The sequence below is a fragment of the Delftia sp. S65 genome, from assembly GCF_016516495.1.
GTDB lineage: Bacteria > Pseudomonadota > Gammaproteobacteria > Burkholderiales > Burkholderiaceae_C > Comamonas > Comamonas acidovorans.
This window is the reverse complement of record NZ_JACVUR010000007.1, coordinates 65,199-83,714: the sequence shown is the minus strand read 5'-3', so window position 1 is coordinate 83,714 and position 18,516 is coordinate 65,199. Positions and strand designations below refer to the sequence as shown.

Here is an 18,516-nt window from a genome sequence, read left to right as displayed (position 1 = left end):
TTTCTGCGTTGAACGAGCTTTTCCCCCCGGATTCCCCCGCCCCGGCTTCCAGCACCGCGCCCAGTCGCTGGCAGCGCCTGGGCCTGCGCACGCAACTGGCCCTGGTCTTCGGCTCGCTGCTGGTGGGCGTGACGGTGCTGATGTCGCTGGCATTCGGCGAGCTGTTGCGCTGGCGCATGGAGCGCGAGGTCAGCGCCTCGCTGCATGCCATGGCCTCCAACGCCGCCCGGCAGCTGTCCGATGGCCTGTTCAGCCGCGCCCATACCGTGGAAGTGCTGGCCGCCTCGCCGGAGCTCTGGATCCAGGGGCTGGAGGCCCCGGGCGTGGGCGCACTGCTCAACCGCGCCCGTTCGCTGACGCCCACCAGCCTCTGGATCGGCGTGGCCGACGCCGAGGGCACGGTGCGCAGCGCGACCGACCAGGTGCTGGTGGGCCTCGATGTCAGCGACCGGCCCTGGTTCGAGCCGGGCCTGCAGCGCGTCCATGTGGGCGATGTGCGCGCCTCCTCGCCTGTGATGTCCGCCTTGCTGCCGCCTGCGGCCGACGGCGCGCCGCGCCGGTTCATGGACTTCGCGGCGCCCATTCGCGTGGGCGATCTCACCCAGGGCGTGCTGTGCATGCACAGCAGCTGGGAATGGGTGCGCGAAACCATGCAGACCCTGCAGCAGGCCGACAGCGCCGACCGGCAGATCGGCCTGTTCATCTTCGACCGGCGTGGACGGCTGATCCACGCGCCGGGCGACAGCCTGGAGCCGCTGCTGGCCCTGGACCAGCGCCTGCCGGTGGCCCATACCGTGTCTGCCGATACGGCCGATGCCACGCTGCAGCCCGTACAGGTGGCGCGCTGGCAGGACAGCCCGCAGAGCTTTCTGACGGCCACCGTGCCGCTGCAGGCCCACAACCGGGCAACGGCCATGGGCTGGCACATCGTGGCCCGGCAGCCGCATGACAGCGCCTACGCGCCCGCGCGCCAGGCCATGCACCAGGTGCTGGCCGGCGGCCTGGCAGCCGCGCTGGTGGCCGCCGTCATCGCCTGGCTGGTGGCGCGCAGGCTGAGCCAGGATCTCAAGCGCCTGGCCCGTGCCGCCAATGGCATCGACGGCAGCGGTGCGGCCTCCGACATCCCGCAGCTGCACAGCAGCCGCGAAGTGCATCGCCTTTCGCAGGCGCTGCGCGGCAGCATTGCCCAGTTGCGCTCGGCCAACGAGGCCATGGAGCGCCAGGTGCGCGAGCGCACGCTGCAGCTGCAGCAGGCCAATGCCGAACTGGAGCACCAGGCGCGCAGCGACCCGCTCACGGGCCTGCTCAACCGCCGGGGCTTCGACTTCCAGTTGGACTTCGCCATGGCGCTGGCGCGCCGCAGCGGCCGCCCCTTGAGCGTGCTCGTCATCGACGTGGACTACTTCAAGCGCATCAACGACCAGCACGGCCACGACATGGGCGACGCCGTGCTGCGCACCCTGGCGCGCGCCTTCCGCATGCGGCTGCGCGAGTCCGACGTGCTGGCCCGCATGGGGGGCGAAGAGTTCCTGGCACTGCTGCCCGACACCACGGCCGATGCCGCCGTGGTCATTGCCGAGCAACTGCGCGAACTGCTGGCCGCCACGCCCATGGCCCACGGCGAGCCCGTCACCGCCAGCGTGGGCGTGGCCACGCTGCGCGGCACCACGGACACTGCCACCGCCATGCTGCGCCGTGGCGACGAAGCGCTGTACGAGGCCAAGGGCGCAGGCCGCAACAACGTGCAGCTGCAGCGCTGAGGCGGCCCCGCGCCGCTTTTCCCGCCCTCGATTTCCTGACTGCCGCAAAACACCCGTGCGGCAAAAAACACCACACTAATACTCAAATTGAGCATATTATTCGCAGCCATCACCAGCCCTTTCCACAGTCCCGGACAGCCACCATGCAGCTCAAATCCGTGCAGTACGACAAGCCCCATTTCTCCCTCGCCGGCCAGTGCGGCATCGGCGAGGCCTGGGCCCGCATTCCTCCCGAACTTGACCGCGCCCAGCGCCTTCGGACCGCCGAGCGCATACGCGCCCTGCTGCACGAGCGCGATGCCGTGCTCGTGGCCCATTACTACGTGGACGGCGAACTGCAGGACCTGGCGCGCGAGACCGGCGGCTGCGTGGGCGATTCGCTGGAGATGGCGCGCTTCGGCGCCCAGCACCAGGCCAGCACCCTGGTCGTGGCCGGCGTGCGCTTCATGGGAGAGACCGCCAAGATCCTCAGCCCGGAAAAGCGGGTGCTCATGCCCGACGACGACGCCAGCTGCTCGCTGGACCTGGGCTGCCCGGCAGACGAGTTCAGCGCCTTTTGCGACGCCCACCCGGACCGCACGGTCGTGGTCTACGCCAACACCAGCGCGGCGGTGAAGGCGCGCGCCGACTGGGTGGTCACATCGTCGGTGGGACAGGACATCGTGGCCCACCTGCACGCCTGCGGCGAGAAAATCCTCTGGGCCCCCGACCGCCACCTGGGCGCCCACATCCAGCGCCAGACCGGCGCCGACATGCTGCTGTGGCATGGCTCCTGCCTGGTCCATGACGAGTTCAAGGCCGACGAACTGGCCGCCATGGCGCTGGAGCATCCGCAGGCCGCCATCCTCGTTCACCCCGAGTCGCCGGCCGCCGTGGCCGCCCAGGCCGATGTGGTGGGCTCCACCACCCAGCTCATCAACGCGGCAGGCCGGCTGCCCACCGACACCTTCATCGTCGCCACCGACCAGGGCATCCTGCACGACATGCGCATGCGCTACCCGGGCAAGACCTTCCTGCCCGCGCCCACGGCCGGCCAGGGCGCCACCTGCAAGAGCTGCGCCATGTGCCCCTGGATGGCGATGAACAGCCTGCACGGCGTGGAGCTGGCGCTGGAGCAGGGCCTGTGCGCCATCGAGGTGGACCCCGCCATTGCCCAGGCCGCGCGCCGGCCCATCGAACGCATGCTGGCCTTTGCCGCAGGCCACCGCCAGCCCGTGCGCGCCAGCGGAGACCTTGCGCGCGATGCAGCGCTCTTCCAGCATTTCGGTCCTGCCTGAGGACAGCGCCATGACACAGCCTTGCACAGACGTACTGATCATCGGCGCCGGCCTGGCCGGCATGGCCGCCGCCCTGTCGCTGCCGCCGCATCTGCGCGTGGCCCTGCTCAGCAAGGGCGCGGCCGAGGAATGCGCCAGCGCCTGGGCCCAGGGCGGCATTGCCGCCGTGCTGGATGCACAGGACAGCATCGACGAACACCTGGCAGACACCCTGGTCGCGGGCGCAGGCCAGTGCGATGCACAGGCCGTGCGCGCCATCCTTGAGCAGGCGCCTGCCGCCATCGATTGGCTGGTAGCCCACGGCGTGCCTTTCACGCGTGACGACACCGGTGGCCTGCACCTCACGCGCGAGGGCGGCCATGGCCGCCGCCGCATCGTGCATGCCGCCGACTGCACCGGCCAGGCCGTGCACGCCGCCCTGCTGCACGCCTGCCGGGAGCGCGCGAACATCGATCTGCATGAGCACACCAGCGCGCTGGACCTGCTGACCGAAGCACAGCCTGCGCACTGCACCGGCGCGCTGGTGTGCCTGCCCGATGGCCGCCTGCAGCGCTGGCATGCCGCGCATACCGTGCTGGCCACGGGCGGGCTGGGGCAGGTCTATCCCGCCACCACCAACCCGGCCACCGCCACGGGCGACGGCGTGGCCATGGCCTGGCGCGCAGGCTGCCGCGTGGGCGACCTGGAGTTCATGCAGTTCCATCCCACGGCCCTGCAGGTGGGCGGCCGTGCGGCCGGCCTGGTCTCCGAGGCATTGCGTGGAGAAGGCGCCCTGCTGCGCCTGCCGGACGGCACGCGCTTCATGCCTGCCCATGACGAGCGGGCCGAACTGGCGCCGCGCGACATCGTGGCCCGGGCCATCCGGCACGAGATGGACCGCCATGGCCTGGCCTTCGTGCACCTGGACATCACCCACCGGCCACGTGCCTGGCTGCAGGCGCATTTCCCGGGCGTGATGGCCCTGTGCGCCAGCCATGGCATCGACATTGCCACGCAGCCGATTCCCGTGGCCCCCTGCGCCCACTACGCCTGCGGCGGCGTGCTGGCCAGCATCGACGGGCGCACGGATGTCGATGGCCTGCGCGCCATCGGCGAGGTGGCGCGCACCGGCCTGCACGGCGCCAACCGGCTGGCCAGCAATTCGCTGCTCGAATGCGTGGTGATGGGGCGGGCTGCAGCCCAGGCCATCGCGCAGCAGCCGGCTGCCGCCCCGGCGCCGGCCCGGCCGACCGAAACCCTGCAGGCCGGCGCACAGGAGCAGGACACGGCCGCCGTCGCGCAGGAGTTGCGCCAGCTCATGCAGGACTGCGTGGGCATACAGCGCAGCGACCAGGGCCTGGCGCAGGCCGTGCAGCGCATTGCGACATGGCGTGAAAGGCTGGCACCTGCCGCAGGCCATGCGCTGCGCAATCAGCTCGATGTCTGCTGGCTCATGGCCACGGCTGCCGCCGCACGGCGCGAGAGCTGCGGCGCACATTCGCGCGTCGACGCCGCCCTGGCGCTGTTGGAATGAAAAATGCCCCCCACGCTACCCTTGCTGCGCAAGGTCCGCTGCCCCCCCGAGGGGGTTGCTTTTCATCTTGGAGCGGCCCGGCGATGAAAAAGGCCCGCAGCTTTCGCTGCGGGCCTTGTCTGCCTGGCCAAAGCCGTCAGGCCTTGGGAAGCGTCACGCCCACCTGCCCCTGGTACTTGCCGCCACGGTCGCGGTAGCTGACCTCGCAGACATCGTCGGGATCGCTCTCGAAGAACAGCACCTGGGCGCAGCCCTCGCCGGCATAGATGCGGGCGGGCAGCGGCGTGGTGTTGGAGAACTCCAGCGTCACATAGCCTTCCCATTCGGGCTCGAAGGGGGTGACGTTGACGATGATGCCGCAGCGCGCGTAGGTGCTCTTGCCCAGGCAGATGGTCAGCACATTGCGCGGGATGCGGAAGTACTCGACCGTGCGCGCCAGCGCGAAGCTGTTGGGCGGGATGATGCAGCTGTCACCCTCGAAATCGACGAAGCTTTTCTCATCGAAGTTCTTGGGGTCCACCACGGTGCTGTGGATGTTGGTGAACACCTTGAATTCGGGTGCGCAGCGGATGTCGTAGCCATAGCTGCTGGTGCCGTAGCTGATGATCTTGCGGCCATCGACGTTGCGAACCTGGGCCGGCTCGAAAGGCTCGATCATGCCGTGATCCTCGGCCATGCGACGGATCCACTTGTCGCTCTTGATGCTCATGGCAATTCCTCGTTCCCTAGCTGCACTTGTCAGGCGCCAGCACCCGGCCGGGCACTGGCGCAAAGGCGCTATTTTGCTTGAGAAACGACGGTACGCTCGATCAGGCGGTCATCGCCCAGGATGATCATGGCGAACAGCAGCTCGTCCAGGCTCTCGGCCTGGCGGGTCTTGCGCTCGAGCAGCGGCGTGCAGACCGGGTTGATGACCACGAAGTCGGCCTCGCAGCCCGGCTGCAGGTTGCCCACCTGCCCCGCCAGGCCCAGGGCGCGCGCCGCGCCCGCCGTGTGCTGCCACCACAGGTTGCCGGGCGACAGGCTCAGGCCCTGCTTGGTCTGGCCCTCGCGGCCCGCCACGTAGGCGGCCTGCATGGTGCGGAAGGGGCTGAAGCTCATGCCGCCGCCCACGTCGCTGGCCAGGCCGTAGAGGAACTGCGCGGCATCGGCCCGCGCAAAGTCGAAGAAGCCGCTGCCGAGGAACAGGTTGCTGGTGGGGCTGACGGCCGCAGCGGTGCTGCGTTCACGCATCAGGGCGCGGTCTTTATCGTCCAGGTGGATGCAGTGCGCGTAGACGGCGCGCTCGCGCATCAGGCCGAAGTCGTCGTAGACCGACAGATAGCTGCGCGCCCTCGGAAAGAGCTCGGCCACCCAGCGCACTTCGTCCAGGTTCTCGGCCACATGCGACTGGATCCAGACATCGGCGTAGCGCGCGGCCAGCTCGCCCGCGCCGCGCAGCTGCTCATGCGTGCTGGTGGGCGCAAAGCGCGGCGTGATGGCGTAGCCCAGGCGGTCCACGCCATGCCAGCGCTGGATCAGGGTTTCGGTGTCGATCAGGCTTTGCTCGGTCTGGTCGCGCACGCCGTCGGGGCTGTGGCGGTCCTGCAGCACCTTGCCCGTGATCATGCGCATGCCGCGCGCCTGCGACGCGCCCATGAGCGCATCGACGGAACCCGGGTGCGAGGTGGCAAAGGCCAGCGCCGTGGTCACGCCGTTGCGCTGCAGCTCGTCCAGGAAGAACTCGGCCACGCTGTCGGCATGCGCGCGTTCGCAAAAGGCCGACTCGTGCGGAAAGGTGTATTTCTCCAGCCAGGGCAGCAGGCCGGCGGCGGGCGCGCCGATCACATCGGTCTGCGGATAGTGGATATGCAGGTCGATGAAGCCTGGCGCCAGGATGCGGCCCGGCAGATGGGTGACTTCGGCGCCCGGCTGTCCGGTGAACTGCGCCTGCAGCGCCTGCCAGCTGCCGGCGGCGACGACGCGCTGCTGCCCCCTGTCATCCGGGGCGACGGCCAGCAGGCCGTCTTCGTCGTAGAGCGCCTGGCCATCGTCGGCAAAACGCAGCAATGAGGAACGGTAGATTTGCATGCCGCCAAGCTTAGCGGGCGGACAGGCAGATGCCATATCCGCAGCGCTATAGGCGCCATCGGCAGGCGCCATCCTAGGGTTTACGCCAGGATCGGACGCCCCGCAGGCCCCATCACTTGGGCAGGGTGGCCTGCACGCCTTCCACCAGCCAGTTCATCTGCAGGATCTGCGCATCGTCCAGCTGCTTGCCGGCTGGAATGCGCACCTGGCCCTGGTTGTCGCGCACCGGCTGGTCGCCGGCCTTGAAGGGCTGCAGGCGGCCCTGGGCCATGTCCTTTTGGCGCTGCAGCACTTCCTCGCGCACGGCGGGCGGCAGCTTGGGGCCGAAGCCCTCCACGCGGATCATGCCCTCGCGCACGCCGCCCCAGGTGTCCTGGCTCTTCCAACTGCCGTCCAGCACGGCGCGGGCGCGCGCCGTGTAGTAGTCGCCCCACTGGTGGGTGACGGCCAGCAACTGGGCGTCGGGCCCGTCCTTGCGCATGTCGGAGTGGTAGGCAATCGCCATGCGGCCGCGCTCCTGGGCGGCCTGCATCACGGCGGTGGATGCGACCTGGAAGGACACCACGTCCACGCCGCCGTTGAACAGCGCCATGGCCGCATCGCGCTCGCGCGGCGGGTCGAACCAGGTATCCAGCCAGACCACCTTGACCGTGGCCTTGGGATTGACCGAACGCATGCCCAGCGTGAAGGCGTTGATGCCTTGCAGCACCTCGGGAATCGGAAAGCCGACCACGAAGCCGGCCACGCCCGTCTTGCTGGCACGGCCTGCGGCAATGCCCGACAGATAGCGGCCCTCGTAGTAGCGCGCATTCGAGGTGGCCACGTTGTCGGCGCGCTTGAAGCCCGTGACCGACTCGAACTTCACCTGCGGGAAGTCGCGCGCCACGCGCATCACGGACTCGGTGTAGCCGAAGCTGGTGGTGAAGATCAGCTGGTTGCCCGAGGCGGCCAGGTCGCGCAGCACGCGCTCGGCGTCGGGGCCCTCGGGCACGCTGTCCACCGCACGGGTCTGCACGCGCGGGCCCAGGGCCGCCTGCAAGGCGCGCCGGCCCTCGTCGTGCTGGCGCGTCCAGCCGGCGTCGAGCACGGGCGTCAGATAGACGAAGGCGGCCTTGAGGGGCGCGGAACCTGCGGGGGATGAAGGGGCGGGATGGCCTTGGGACAAGGCCGTGGATACAAGACTTGCGGCCGCGACTGCGGCTGCGAGGTTTTTGTACATGGTGTTCCTCTACATGGCCCGGAAATGAGAACGCACCTGCCGTGGGCAGCGGCCGGTGCGGGGCGCGATTATAGGCAGCGGCCCTGAGGGCTTCCTGGGCCTGCGCTTATGGCCTCCATAAGGGACGGCAGATACCGTCCACTAGAGCGTGTTATGCACTTTTAAGTGCCCGCGAAAGCCGGGAAATGGGCCCGGAACGAGGCGCAGCGCGCGCCGCGGTTGCCATACCGCAAGTGTGCTGCAACGAAGGGCCGGGCCCATTTCCCGGCTTTCCCGAAGGGTTGGCTCTGCGCGCAGGCGCTCGCGGCGTTGCAGCACTTGCCAAGGCTCCAGCCTTGGCGGCGCACTGCGCCTTGCGATCACCAGCGCGCAGAACCAACGCGGGTACTTAAAAGTGCTTAACACGCTCTAAGATCGTCGGCAAATTCCAACCCCCAGCAACCACCAAGGAGTACAGGACCATGCCGATGTTCGTCGATACCTCGCCCCCGGGGCAGTGCCTTTTTTGCCGCCTCGTGGCGGGCGAGATTCCGTCCGCCAAGGTGTTCGAGGACGAGCAGACCATCGCCTTCATGGACATCGGCCAGGTCAACCCCGGCCATGTGCTGGTGGCCAGCAAGCGCCATGCCGTGACCCTGCTGGACCTCACGCCCGACGAGGCCGGCGCCATGATGCGCACGGCCCAGCGCGTGGCGCAAGCCGTGCAGGCGGCGTTCGACCCCGATGGCATCAGCCTGTTCCAGGCCAATGGCGCAGCCGGCGGGCAGACCGTCTTCCACTTCCACCTGCATGTGCTGCCGCGCCACGAGGGCGACGGCGTGGGCCTGGGCTGGCCGCGCAAGGAGCCCGGCATGCAGGCGCTGCAGGACTATGCCGAGCGCCTCAGGCAGGCGCTGGCCTGAACGGGCTCAGGCCAGGGCGGCGTATCGGGCGAACACGGCCTCCAGCTGGCGCATCCAGTGGGCGCGCTGCTGGGGTGTGACGAAGCTGGCGTCAAAACTGTTGACCGCCAGTTGCCAGGCCTGCTGCGAGTTCATGCCCGTGGCGGCGAACAGCTGCAGGTAGTTCTCGTTCACATAGCCGCCGAAATAGGCCGGATCATCGGAATTGACGGTGACCTTGAGCCCTGCCTCCAAGAGCTGGGGCAGGTTGTGCTGGGCCAGGTCGGACACCACGCACAGCTTGAGGTTGGACAGCGGGCACACGGTCAGCGGCACGCCGTCGCGGACCAGGCGCTGCATCAGGGCCTCGTCGCGCGCGGCCTGCACGCCGTGGTCTATGCGCTCGGAATGCAGCACGTCCAGCGCGCCCCAGATATAGGCGGGAGGTCCCTCCTCGCCCGCATGCGCGACCAGGTGCAGGCCCAGCTCGCGGCAGCGCGCGAACACGCGGGCGAACTTCTCGGGCGGGTTGCCGACCTCGCTGCTGTCCAGCCCCACGCCGATGAAGCGGTCGCGCAGCGGCAGCGCGGCCTCCAGCGTGGCGAAGGCGTCCTCTTCGCTGAGGTGGCGCAGAAAGCTCAGGATCAGCGCCGACGAGATGCCCTGCTCTATCTCCGCATCGCGGCAGGCGCGGTACAGGCCGTTGATCACGGTCTCCATGCCCACGCCGCGCTGGGTGTGGGTCTGGGGGTCGAAGAAGATCTCTGCATGGACCACGTTGTCCTGCGCGGCGCGCGTCAGGTAGGCGCGGCCCATGTCGTAGAAATCCTGCTCGTACAGCAGCACGCTGGCGCCGGCGTAGTAGATGTCCAGAAAGCTCTGCAGGTCGGTGAAGGCATAGGCGCGGCGCAGGTCTTCCACGCTGGCATAGGGCAGCTTCACGCCGTTGCGCTGGGCCAGCGCGAAGATCAGTTCGGGCTCCAGCGAGCCTTCGATGTGCATGTGCAGCTCGGCCTTGGGCATGGCCTTGAGCAACTGGGGCAGATGCGCGGCATCCACGGCGGGTACGGTGTGCATCAGCAGACTCCGAAGGTGATGCCGCTGGCCCGGAGGTAGCGGCGGTAGGCGGACGACATGCGGTCGGCCGCAGAGTGCATTTCGGCGCGCGGGTCCAGCGGCAGGCACTTGGGCTGCTGCGACTCCAGCACTGGCTTGTCCTGGCAGAAGATGGTGTGCTGGAATTCCTGCAGCTGGGCGTCGGGCGAATCGAAGTCTGCCACGGCCAGCCGGAACCAGACGCGGCTGGTCTCGGGCGTGACGGGGCAGATGAACAGGGCGATGGACTCGCGCCAGCCTGCCTTGGTGGTGCCGGACTCGGGCAGCTTGGTCAGCACGGCGGCATAGGGCGCCGTGACTTCGTAGGTGTATTCGACTTCGGCCGCGCTGGTGGAGTGCAGGTTGGACTGCGGCTGCACGGCCTTGCAGCCCGTGGCCAGCACGCCCGTGGCCGTGGTCTCCACGGCATAGGCTTCGATGGCCGTGGCATCGCGGCTGCCCAGCCAGCCTTCGTGGACAAAGCCGAAGTGCGACATGTCCAGGAAGTTCTCGATGATGCGCGGCGCGCTGGCGGCCACGTCATAGGGGCCGCAGTTGAGCTTGCGCAGGTGCGCGTCCGCCTCGGCTTCAAAGGCTGGAAGTGCCGTCAGGGCCGCCAGGGCCGGAACAGCCGAGAGCTCCTCGCCCGTGGCCAGCCGCACCCAGACCAGGCCGTAGGCTTCCTGTGCCTCGAAGGCCTTCACGCATTGCGAGGGCGGGGGCGTGAAGCTGGGCAGGGCCGGCACCTTGACGCACTGGCCGCTGTCGGCGAACTGCCAGCCGTGGTAGGGGCATTCAAGGTGGCCGTTCTCGACACGGCCCATGGACAGGCGTGCGCCACGGTGCGGGCAGCGGTCCACGAAGACGCGGACCAGGCCTTGCGGATCGCGCCACAGCACCAGGGGCTGGTCCAGCAGTTGCACGCCCAGCGGCGCATCGACAACTTCGTGGGCCTGGGCCACGGGATGCCAGAGGGAGTTTTCGATCATGGGGGGAATCTCTTGCTGTCTGTCTGTGCCGCGGCGGCGGGCAGGCCGCGGCTGGGAGCGAGCATAAACCCACTCGATGCGCAGCACAGGTACGGTACAGGTGCACCTGTGCTGCGCATGAACGCCAAGGCCGCCCGAAGGCGGCCTTGGCGGCAGCAGGCAACCCGGCCTGCGCCGGGTGGCCTGGCGTCTGTCTTACTTGCTGTCCTGGCCCGGCACCTTGCCTTCCACGCCCTTGACGTAGAAGTTGATGCCCGTGAGGAACTTGTCCTCGGCCACGGCGTCGGCGGCCAGCAGTTCCTTGCCGTCCTGGCCTGCGATCGGGCCCTTCCAGATGTGGAAGGTGCCGTCCTTCAGGCCCTTCTTGACCTCTTCGATCTTCGCCTTGGCTTCGGCGGGCACGTCATCGGCCAGCGAGACGATGTCGATCGCGCCTTCCTTCACGCCCCACCAGGTCTGCTGGCTGCTCCACTTGCCGTCCAGCATCTCGCGCACGGTCTTGGTGTAGTAGGGCGTCCAGTTGATGATGGCCGAGCCCAGGTGGGCCTTGGGGCCGTAGGCCGTCATGTCGGAGTCCCAGCCGAAGGCGCGCTTGCCCTTTTCCTCGGCCGTCTTGAGCACGGCGGCGGAGTCGGTGTTCTGGAACAGGATGTCGGCGCCGCCGTTGATCAGCGAAGTCGCAGCCTCGGTTTCCTTCGGGGGTGCGAACCACTCGTTGACCCAGACCACCTTGGTCTTGATCTTGGGGTTCATGGACTGCGCGCCCAGCGTGAAGCTGTTGATGTTGCGCAGCACTTCGGGAATCGGCACGGAGCCGACCACGCCCAGCACATTGGACTTGGTCATGGAGCCCGCGATGATGCCGGCCAGGTAGGCGCCTTCGTAGGTGCGGCTGTCGTAGGTGCTGACGTTGGCGGCGGTCTTGTAGCCGGTGGCGTGCTCGAACTTCACATCGGGGAAGTCGGGAGCGATCTTCTGGATGGGCTCCATGTAGCCGAAGGTGGTGCCGAAGACCAGCTTGTTGCCGTTGGCGGCCATGTCGCGCAGCACGCGCTCGGCGTCGGCGCCCTCGGGCACGCTCTCCACATAGGAGGTCTTGATCTTGTCGCCGAATTCCTTCTCCAGCGCCAGGCGGCCCTGGTCGTGGGCAAAGGTGTAGCCGCCGTCACCGACGGGGCCAACGTAGGCGAAGGCGATCTTCAAAGGCTCGGTTGCAGCGGCAGCAGGGGCCTCGGCAACGGGAGCGGGCGCAGGCGCGGCCTCCTCCTTCTTGCCACAGCCGGCCAGCGCGGCGGCGGCCACGGCCGACAGCGCTGCCACCTTGATCAGGGAGCGTTTGTGAAGATCAGTCATCGAAGTTTCCTCAAGTGGTCCTGCGGCAGGCAGGAAGAAGGCGGTGTCCGCAGGGGCGCAGACCCGCCGCGATGGGTCCCGAGAATAAAGCAAGAATGGCGCCAGCCGGCTGCGCCAGAGCCACCAGGCATGCGGGAAAACCACATTTTGGGGGCTTTGCACAATCGTGGTGCATAGGGCGGACCCGTCTGGCGGATCGCGGCAGAAAAAAAGGCCCCGAAGGGCCCTTGGTGCATGGACTGCCGCCGGATCACTTGGCGCCCGGCACCTTGCCTTCGACGCCGTTGACGAAGAAGTTGATGCTGGTCATGAAGCCCAGATCGCCGACCTGGCCTGCCGTCAGCACTTCCTTGCCGGTGTTGTCCTTGATGGGGCCGGTCCAGACGGCGAAGCTGCCGTCCTTCAAGCCGTCGCGTGCCTTGGCGACCTTGTCCTTGATGTCCTGGGGCACGTCGTCGGCGATCTTCACGAGGTCGATGGCGCCTTCCTTCACGCCCCACCAGAACGAGCCGCCCTGCCACTTGCCGTCCAGCGTGTCCTGGGTGACCTTGCTGTAGTAGGGCGTCCAGTCGATCACGGCCGAGCCCAGGTGGGCCTTGGGCGCGAAGGCGCTCATGTCGCCGTCCTTGCCGAAGGCGCGCGCACCGCGTTCCTCGGCCGTCTTGAGCACGGCCGGGGAGTTGGTGTTCTGGTAGAGCACGTCCACGCCGCCGTTGATCAGCGAGGTGGCAGCCTCGGACTCCTTGGGCGGGGCGAACCATTCGTTCACCCAGACCACCTTGGCCTTGATCGAGGGATCGACGCTTTGCGCACCCAGCACGAAGCTGTTGATGTTGCGCACCACTTCGGGAATCGGCACCGAGGCCACGACGCCGACGGTCTTGGTCTTGGTCATGCCGCCGGCCACGATGCCGGCCAGGTAGGCGCCCTCGAAGGTCTTGGTGTCGTAGGTGGCCACGTTGTCGGCGTTCTTGTAGCCGGTGGCGTGCTCGAACTTCACGTCCTTGAGGTCGGCCGCGACCTTCTGCACGAACTCCTGGTAGCCGAAGCTGGTCGCGAAGATCAGCTTGTTGCCCTGGCCGGCCATGTCGCGCATCACGCGCTCGGCATCGGCGCTCTCGGGCACGCTTTCGACGAAGGAGGTTTCCACCTTGTCGCCGAACTTCTCCTGGATGGCCTTGCGGCCCAGCTCGTGCTGGAAGGTCCAGCCGCCGTCACCGATGGGGCTGACGTACATGAAGCCGATCTTGAGCTTCTCGGCCGGCGCCTGGGCGGCAGGCGCGGCAGCGGGAGCAGGCGCTGCGGCCTCTTCCTTTTTGCCGCAGGCGGTCAGGGCCGCCACCGAGATGGCCGACAGGCCGATCATCTTCACAAGCGTGCTTTTCAGGCCAGGTTTCAGGGTGCGTTCGCGCAAAGCGGGCATGCGTTTGTCCTTTTGTGGTTCTGGAGGGAGAGAGAAAAATGAAAGCGTCAGGAGCCCGGGTAGAAGGGCTTGCCCAGCGAGGCCGGCATGTTGGCACGGATCCAGGCCGGATTGCGCGAGATCAGCACCAGCACGACGATGGTCGCCAGGTAGGGCAGCATGGACAGCAGCTGGCTGGCCACCTGCACGCCCGTGGCCTGCAGGTGGAACTGCAGCATGGTCACGCCGCCGAACAGGTAGGCGCCCAGCAGCACGCGAGCAGGCCGCCAGGTGGCAAAGGTGGTCAGCGCCAGCGCGATCCAGCCCCGGCCCGACACCATGCCCTCCACCCACAGCGGCGTGTAGACGGTGGAGATGTAGGCACCGGCCAGCCCGCACATGGCGCCGCCGAACACCACGGCCGCCAGGCGGATGCGGCGCACCGGGTAGCCCAGCGCATGGGCCGACTGGGGCGACTCACCCACGGCGCGCAGCACCAGGCCGGCACGCGTGCGGTAGAGGAACCAGACCAGGGCCGCCGCAATGACCACCGCGCCATAGACCAGCGGGTGCAGGCGGAACAGCGCCGTGCCCACCACGGGCAGGTCGGACAGCCAGGGCACGGCGAACTTGGGCAGCTCGGGCAGGCGCGCCTGCACATAGCCCAGGCCCAGGAAGGCCGAGAAGCCCGTGCCGAACAGCGACAGCGCCAGCCCCGTCGCGTACTGGTTGGTGTTCAGCCAGATCACCAGCACGCCGAAGATGGCGGCCAGCAGCGCGCCCGCGCCCATGCCGGCCAGAAAGCCCACGGTGGTGCTGCCCGTGTGGACCACGGCGGCAAAGCCCGCAATGGCGGCGCACAGCATCATGCCCTCGGCACCCAGGTTGACGATGCCGGCCTTTTCATTGATCAGCAGGCCCAGCGCGGCCAGCGCCAGCACGGTGCCGGCGCTGAGCGTGGAGCCCAGCAGCAGTGCGTAGGATTCCATCAGCGGGCCTCCTTGACGGCAGGCGCCGCTGCGGGCGGGACCACGGGCGTGCGGGACACCCAGCGCACGCGGTAGGCCACCAGCGTGTCGCAGGCCAGCAGCGTGAACAGCAGCAGGCCCTGGAACACGCCGGTCAGCGCCTTGGGCAGGCCCAGGCGCGACTGGGCGAGTTCGCCCCCGATATAGAACATGCTCATGAGAATCGCGGAAAAGATCATGCCCACGGGATGCAGGCGGCCGACGAAGGCCACGATGATGGCGGCAAAGCCGTAGCCGGCCGGGACATAGGGCGTGAGCTGGCCCAGCGGGCCGGCCACTTCCAGCGCACCGGCCAGGCCGGCGGCGGCGCCCGAGATCAGCAGCGCCGTCCACAGCGCGCGGCGCGAGGAAAAGCCCGCGTAGCGCGCAGCAGCCGGGGCCAGGCCACCGACCTGCAGCGCAAAGCCGGCGCGGGTGCGGAACAGGAAGACCCACAGCATGGCCGCCGCAGCCAGCGCCAGCAGCAGCCCGATGTTGGTGCGCATGCCCTGCATGAGCTTGGGGATCTGCGTGACGCGCTCGAAGGTCTTGGTCTGCGGGAAGTTGTAGCCCATGGGGTCCTTCCACGGACCGTAGACCAGAAAGCCCAGCACCAGGGTGGCCACGTAGACCAGCATCAGGCTGACCAGGATTTCATTGGCGTTGAAGCGGTCGCGCAGCAGGGCCACGATGCCGGCCCAGACCATGCCGCCGAGCATGCCGGCCACCAGGATGGCGGGCACGATCCACGGCCCCGTGGTCTTGTCCGCCAGCAGCGCCACGCCGCCTGCGGCCACGGCGCCGATCACGAACTGGCCTTCGGCACCGATGTTCCAGACATTGGAGCGAAAGCACACGGCCAGCCCCAACGCGATCAGCAGCAGCGGCGTGGCCTTGACGGCCAGCTCGCCCAGCGCATAGGTGGACTTGACGGGGTCCCAGAAGAAGGCCTGCAGGCCGCGCACCGGGTCCTTGCCCAGCATCACGAACAGGCACACGCCGATCAGCACGGTGATGGCCAGCGCCAGCACGGGCGAACCGTAGGTCCACAGCTTCGAGGCCTGGGGGCGTTGCTCAAGCTTGAACATGGGCGCCTCCCCTGGCGGCATTCTGGGCGGCGTTCGGGGCGGCAGCACCGTCCCACAGGCCGCTCATCCACTCGCCGATCTGCTGCACGGTGGCATCGGCCCGCGCCGCCGAGGGCGACAGCCGGCCCTTGGCCACCACATGCAGGCGGTCACATATTTCAAACAATTCGTCCAACTCCTCGCTGAGCACCAGCACGGCGCAGCCTTCGTCACGCAATTGCAGGATGGCGCCGCGGATCTGCGCGGCCGCCCCCACGTCCACCCCCCAGGTAGGCTGGGAGATGATGAGCAGCTTGGGCCTGGCATCGATCTCGCGGCCCACGATGAATTTCTGCAGGTTGCCGCCCGACAGCGACTGCGCCGCCGCGTTGGGGCCACCGGCCTTGACGTTGAAGCGCGCGATGATGGCGCGCGCCTGCTCCTGCAACTGGCCCATGCGGATCCACCCGCCCGCACCCAGCGCGGTCTTGCGCGTCAGCAGCAGGTTGTGCGCCAGGCCCATGCTGGGCACGGCGCCACGGCCAAGACGCTCCTCCGGCACGAAGTGCAGGCCCAGCGCTCGGCGCCGGCCGGGGCCGAGGCGCCCCGCCTCCCGGCCGGCAATCTGCACCATTTCGGGCGCTGCGCGCGTGTCCTCGCCGGACAGCGCATACAGCAATTCCTTCTGGCCATTGCCCGAGACACCGGCGATGCCCACGACTTCGCCCGCGCGCACATCGAGCTGTATGCCATGCAGGTCCACGCCGAAGGGCTCCGAGCGCGGCAGCGCCAGGCCCTGCACGCGCAGCACGCTGGCGCCGACCTGGGATTCGCGGTGCGTGAGCTCGGGCGGCTCCGAGCCGATCATCAGCCGCGACAGCGAGGCATTGCTCTCCACGGCCGGGTTGCACACGCCGGTCACCTGCCCGCCGCGCAGCACGGTACAGGCCGTGCACAGCGAACGGATCTCGTGCAGCTTGTGGCTGATGTAGAGGATGGAGCAGCCCTCGGACGCCAGGCGGCGCAGCACGACGAAGAGCTTTTCCACCGCCTGCGGCGTGAGCACCGAGGTGGGCTCGTCAAGAATGAGCACGCGCGGGTGCGTGAGCAGAGCGCGGATGATTTCCACGCGCTGCATCTCGCCCACGCTCAGCGTGTGCACGGGGCGGTGAGGATCGACCTCCAGCCCGTAGTCATGCGCCGTGGACTCGATGCGCTTCACCACCTCGGCCAGCGGCAGGCTCTTGTCCAGGCCCAGCCAGACGTTCTCGGCCACGGACAGCGTGTCGAACAGGCTGAAATGCTGGAACACCATGGCGATGCCCAGCTGGCGCGCCTCCTGCGGGTTGCGGATGTGGACCGGCTTGCCATCGACCTCGATGCGGCCCTCGTCGGGCTTGACGGCGCCGTAGATGATCTTCATCAGCGTGGACTTGCCGGCACCGTTCTCACCCAGGATGGCGTGCACTTCGCCGGCGCCCACGGTCAGCGAAATACCGTTGTTGGCCACCACCGCCGGATAGCGCTTGGTGATGCCTGTCAGCTGCAGCCGGGGCGGTGCGGCGGCTGGCAGGGGGACTGTATCGGGGGGATTCATGGCTGGGATTGTCTTTCAATTTCTGCAACAAACTGGAACACAAGTCCTTGAAACCGCCTCGGCGGCCCTCATATCGACCACCACTTTGTTCACCAAAAAGGCGGTTCCTGCCGCCATCGCCTAGCGGGCACGGGACATCAGGGCCACATGCCGCACGGCGTCGCGCAGCCAGCGCGTGGAGGCGCCCATGTGCGTGCGGGCATGCCACAGCTGGTAGTACACCAGCGGCGCGAACTCCACCGGGCAGGGCAGGATCACCAGGGGCAGGCGCTGGCTGAAGCGCTCGCAGAACAGCCGCCCCGTGGTCAGCACCAGCAAGCTGGTGGCCACGATGTCGGGGATCAGGCTGAAATGCGCGCAGCGCGCCGCCACCTGGCGCTGCAGGCCCATGCGGGACAGCTGGTCGTCGATCACGCCGCGCGCGCCCGGGTAGGTGGGCGTGGGCGCGATGTGCTCGGCCTCCAGCCACTGGGCCACGTCCCAGCCGCGGCGCACGGCCGGGTGCTGGGGGCTGACCAGGCAGACCACCTCGTCCTCGAACAGGCTGGCCATGTGCAGGCCCTGCGGCGGCTCGGGCCAGTTGCCGATCACCACGTCCACATCGCCCTGGGCCAGCTGCACCTCGTAGTGCGCGTCGCCGTTGAGGGCCAGGATGTCCACGGGGCAGCCGGGCGCCTCGGTCTTGAGATGGGCCACCAGGCGCGGCAGGAACAGCGGGTCCAGGTAGTCGCTGGCGGCGATGCGGAAGGTGCGCGTGGAGGTACGGGGATCGAAATGGCGCGCATCGCTGAACAGGCCCTCGGCCGCGCGCAGGATGTCGGCGGCCGGCTGCACCATGCGCAGCCCGGCCTCGGTGGGCTGCATGTGCGCGCCCGAGCGCACCAGCAGCGAATCGCCGGCCAGGTCGCGCAGGCGTTTGAGCGCAGCGGACACCGCCGGCTGGTGCATGCCCAGGCGCAATGCGGCACGCGAGACGCTGCGCTCGGTCAGCACCGTGTGCAGCACCCGTATCAGGTGCAGATCAATCTTGTCGAACAGGGCCTGGTCGCGCATGTAGCGAAGCAATCAGCGAAAAAAAGAGCGGTCGCGCCGGGGACGCGCCGCAGGTCATGGGGAGCCCGCAGCGTAACCCAGCCATGACCCCCGCCAGCTAGATACAAGCACCAAGAATGCCCTGGGCAGGGGCGGTTAAACACTTGTGCACGCAGCACATGCAATATGCGAGCCAGTCGACGGCAAACCATTGTCCAAACCTATACAGACTTGCAGACTGTTAGCGTGATTCA

General features: G+C 68.3%; 15 protein-coding genes. 4 read left to right on the top strand and 11 right to left on the bottom strand.

What is annotated here, in order from left to right; translation table 11 throughout:
• Positions 1-8: 8 nt before the first annotated feature.
• The 3 genes from IAE24_RS08910 (at position 9) to nadB (ending at position 4,550) form a co-directional block, all read left to right on the top strand.
• Positions 9-1,760 (top strand): sensor domain-containing diguanylate cyclase, encoded by a 1,752-nt coding sequence (locus IAE24_RS08910; RefSeq protein ID WP_063326915.1) that lies wholly within the window; start codon positions 9-11, stop codon positions 1,758-1,760.
• Between the two features lie 143 nt (positions 1,761-1,903).
• Entirely contained in the window at positions 1,904-3,037 is a 1,134-nt protein-coding gene (nadA, locus tag IAE24_RS08905) for a quinolinate synthase NadA (protein WP_071954657.1), read from the top strand.
• Between the two features lie 10 nt (positions 3,038-3,047).
• Positions 3,048-4,550 carry an L-aspartate oxidase gene (gene nadB / locus IAE24_RS08900; protein WP_199960581.1) on the top strand — a complete coding sequence of 501 codons (1,503 nt, stop codon included), beginning with the start codon at positions 3,048-3,050 and terminating at the stop codon, positions 4,548-4,550.
• Positions 4,551-4,686: 136 nt separating this feature from the next.
• On the opposite strand, the gene dcd is transcribed toward nadB, so the two are convergent.
• From dcd to IAE24_RS08885, 3 genes are all read right to left on the bottom strand, one after another.
• On the bottom strand, positions 4,687-5,259 hold the full coding sequence (gene dcd, locus IAE24_RS08895; protein ID WP_013803686.1) for a dCTP deaminase: 573 nt from the start codon (positions 5,257-5,259) through the stop codon (positions 4,687-4,689).
• A 68-nt stretch (positions 5,260-5,327) separates the two neighbouring features.
• Entirely contained in the window at positions 5,328-6,620 is a 1,293-nt protein-coding gene (guaD, locus tag IAE24_RS08890) for a guanine deaminase (protein ID WP_199960580.1), read from the bottom strand.
• A gap of 112 nt (positions 6,621-6,732) precedes the next feature.
• The gene (locus IAE24_RS08885) at positions 6,733-7,839 is read right to left on the bottom strand and encodes a BMP family ABC transporter substrate-binding protein (RefSeq protein WP_012204069.1); all 1,107 of its coding nucleotides are present in this window, start codon (positions 7,837-7,839) and stop codon (positions 6,733-6,735) included.
• Between the two features lie 461 nt (positions 7,840-8,300).
• Between IAE24_RS08885 and IAE24_RS08880 the strand changes: the two genes are divergently transcribed.
• Positions 8,301-8,741, top strand: a complete 441-nt coding sequence (locus IAE24_RS08880) for an HIT family protein (RefSeq protein WP_199960579.1) — start codon at positions 8,301-8,303, stop codon at positions 8,739-8,741.
• Between the two features lie 6 nt (positions 8,742-8,747).
• On the opposite strand, the gene IAE24_RS08875 is transcribed toward IAE24_RS08880, so the two are convergent.
• From IAE24_RS08875 to IAE24_RS08840, 8 genes are all read right to left on the bottom strand, one after another.
• Positions 8,748-9,797 carry an adenosine deaminase gene (locus tag IAE24_RS08875; RefSeq protein WP_034366623.1) on the bottom strand — a complete coding sequence of 350 codons (1,050 nt, stop codon included), beginning with the start codon at positions 9,795-9,797 and terminating at the stop codon, positions 8,748-8,750.
• Complete coding sequence (locus IAE24_RS08870) at positions 9,797-10,804, bottom strand: aromatic ring-hydroxylating dioxygenase subunit alpha (RefSeq protein WP_199960578.1); 1,008 nt, start codon at positions 10,802-10,804, stop codon at positions 9,797-9,799. The genes IAE24_RS08875 and IAE24_RS08870 overlap by 1 nt, the downstream gene beginning before the upstream one ends.
• 195 nt (positions 10,805-10,999) lie before the next feature.
• A complete protein-coding gene (locus IAE24_RS08865) occupies positions 11,000-12,157 on the bottom strand; it encodes a BMP family ABC transporter substrate-binding protein (protein ID WP_012204065.1) in 1,158 nt (385 codons plus the stop codon).
• A 250-nt stretch (positions 12,158-12,407) separates the two neighbouring features.
• Complete coding sequence (locus IAE24_RS08860; protein ID WP_012204061.1) at positions 12,408-13,580, bottom strand: BMP family ABC transporter substrate-binding protein; 1,173 nt, start codon at positions 13,578-13,580, stop codon at positions 12,408-12,410.
• 47 nt (positions 13,581-13,627) lie between these two features.
• Positions 13,628-14,548 (bottom strand): ABC transporter permease, encoded by a 921-nt coding sequence (locus tag IAE24_RS08855; protein ID WP_013803692.1) that lies wholly within the window; start codon positions 14,546-14,548, stop codon positions 13,628-13,630.
• On the bottom strand, positions 14,548-15,654 hold the full coding sequence (locus IAE24_RS08850; protein ID WP_012204059.1) for an ABC transporter permease: 1,107 nt from the start codon (positions 15,652-15,654) through the stop codon (positions 14,548-14,550). Before IAE24_RS08850 ends, IAE24_RS08855 begins: the two co-directional genes overlap by 1 nt.
• A complete protein-coding gene (locus IAE24_RS08845) occupies positions 15,641-17,230 on the bottom strand; it encodes an ABC transporter ATP-binding protein (protein WP_199960577.1) in 1,590 nt (529 codons plus the stop codon). The genes IAE24_RS08850 and IAE24_RS08845 overlap by 14 nt, the downstream gene beginning before the upstream one ends.
• A 120-nt stretch (positions 17,231-17,350) precedes the next feature.
• Complete coding sequence (locus IAE24_RS08840; RefSeq protein WP_012204057.1) at positions 17,351-18,283, bottom strand: LysR family transcriptional regulator; 933 nt, start codon at positions 18,281-18,283, stop codon at positions 17,351-17,353.
• Between the last annotated feature and the right edge of the window lie 233 nt (positions 18,284-18,516).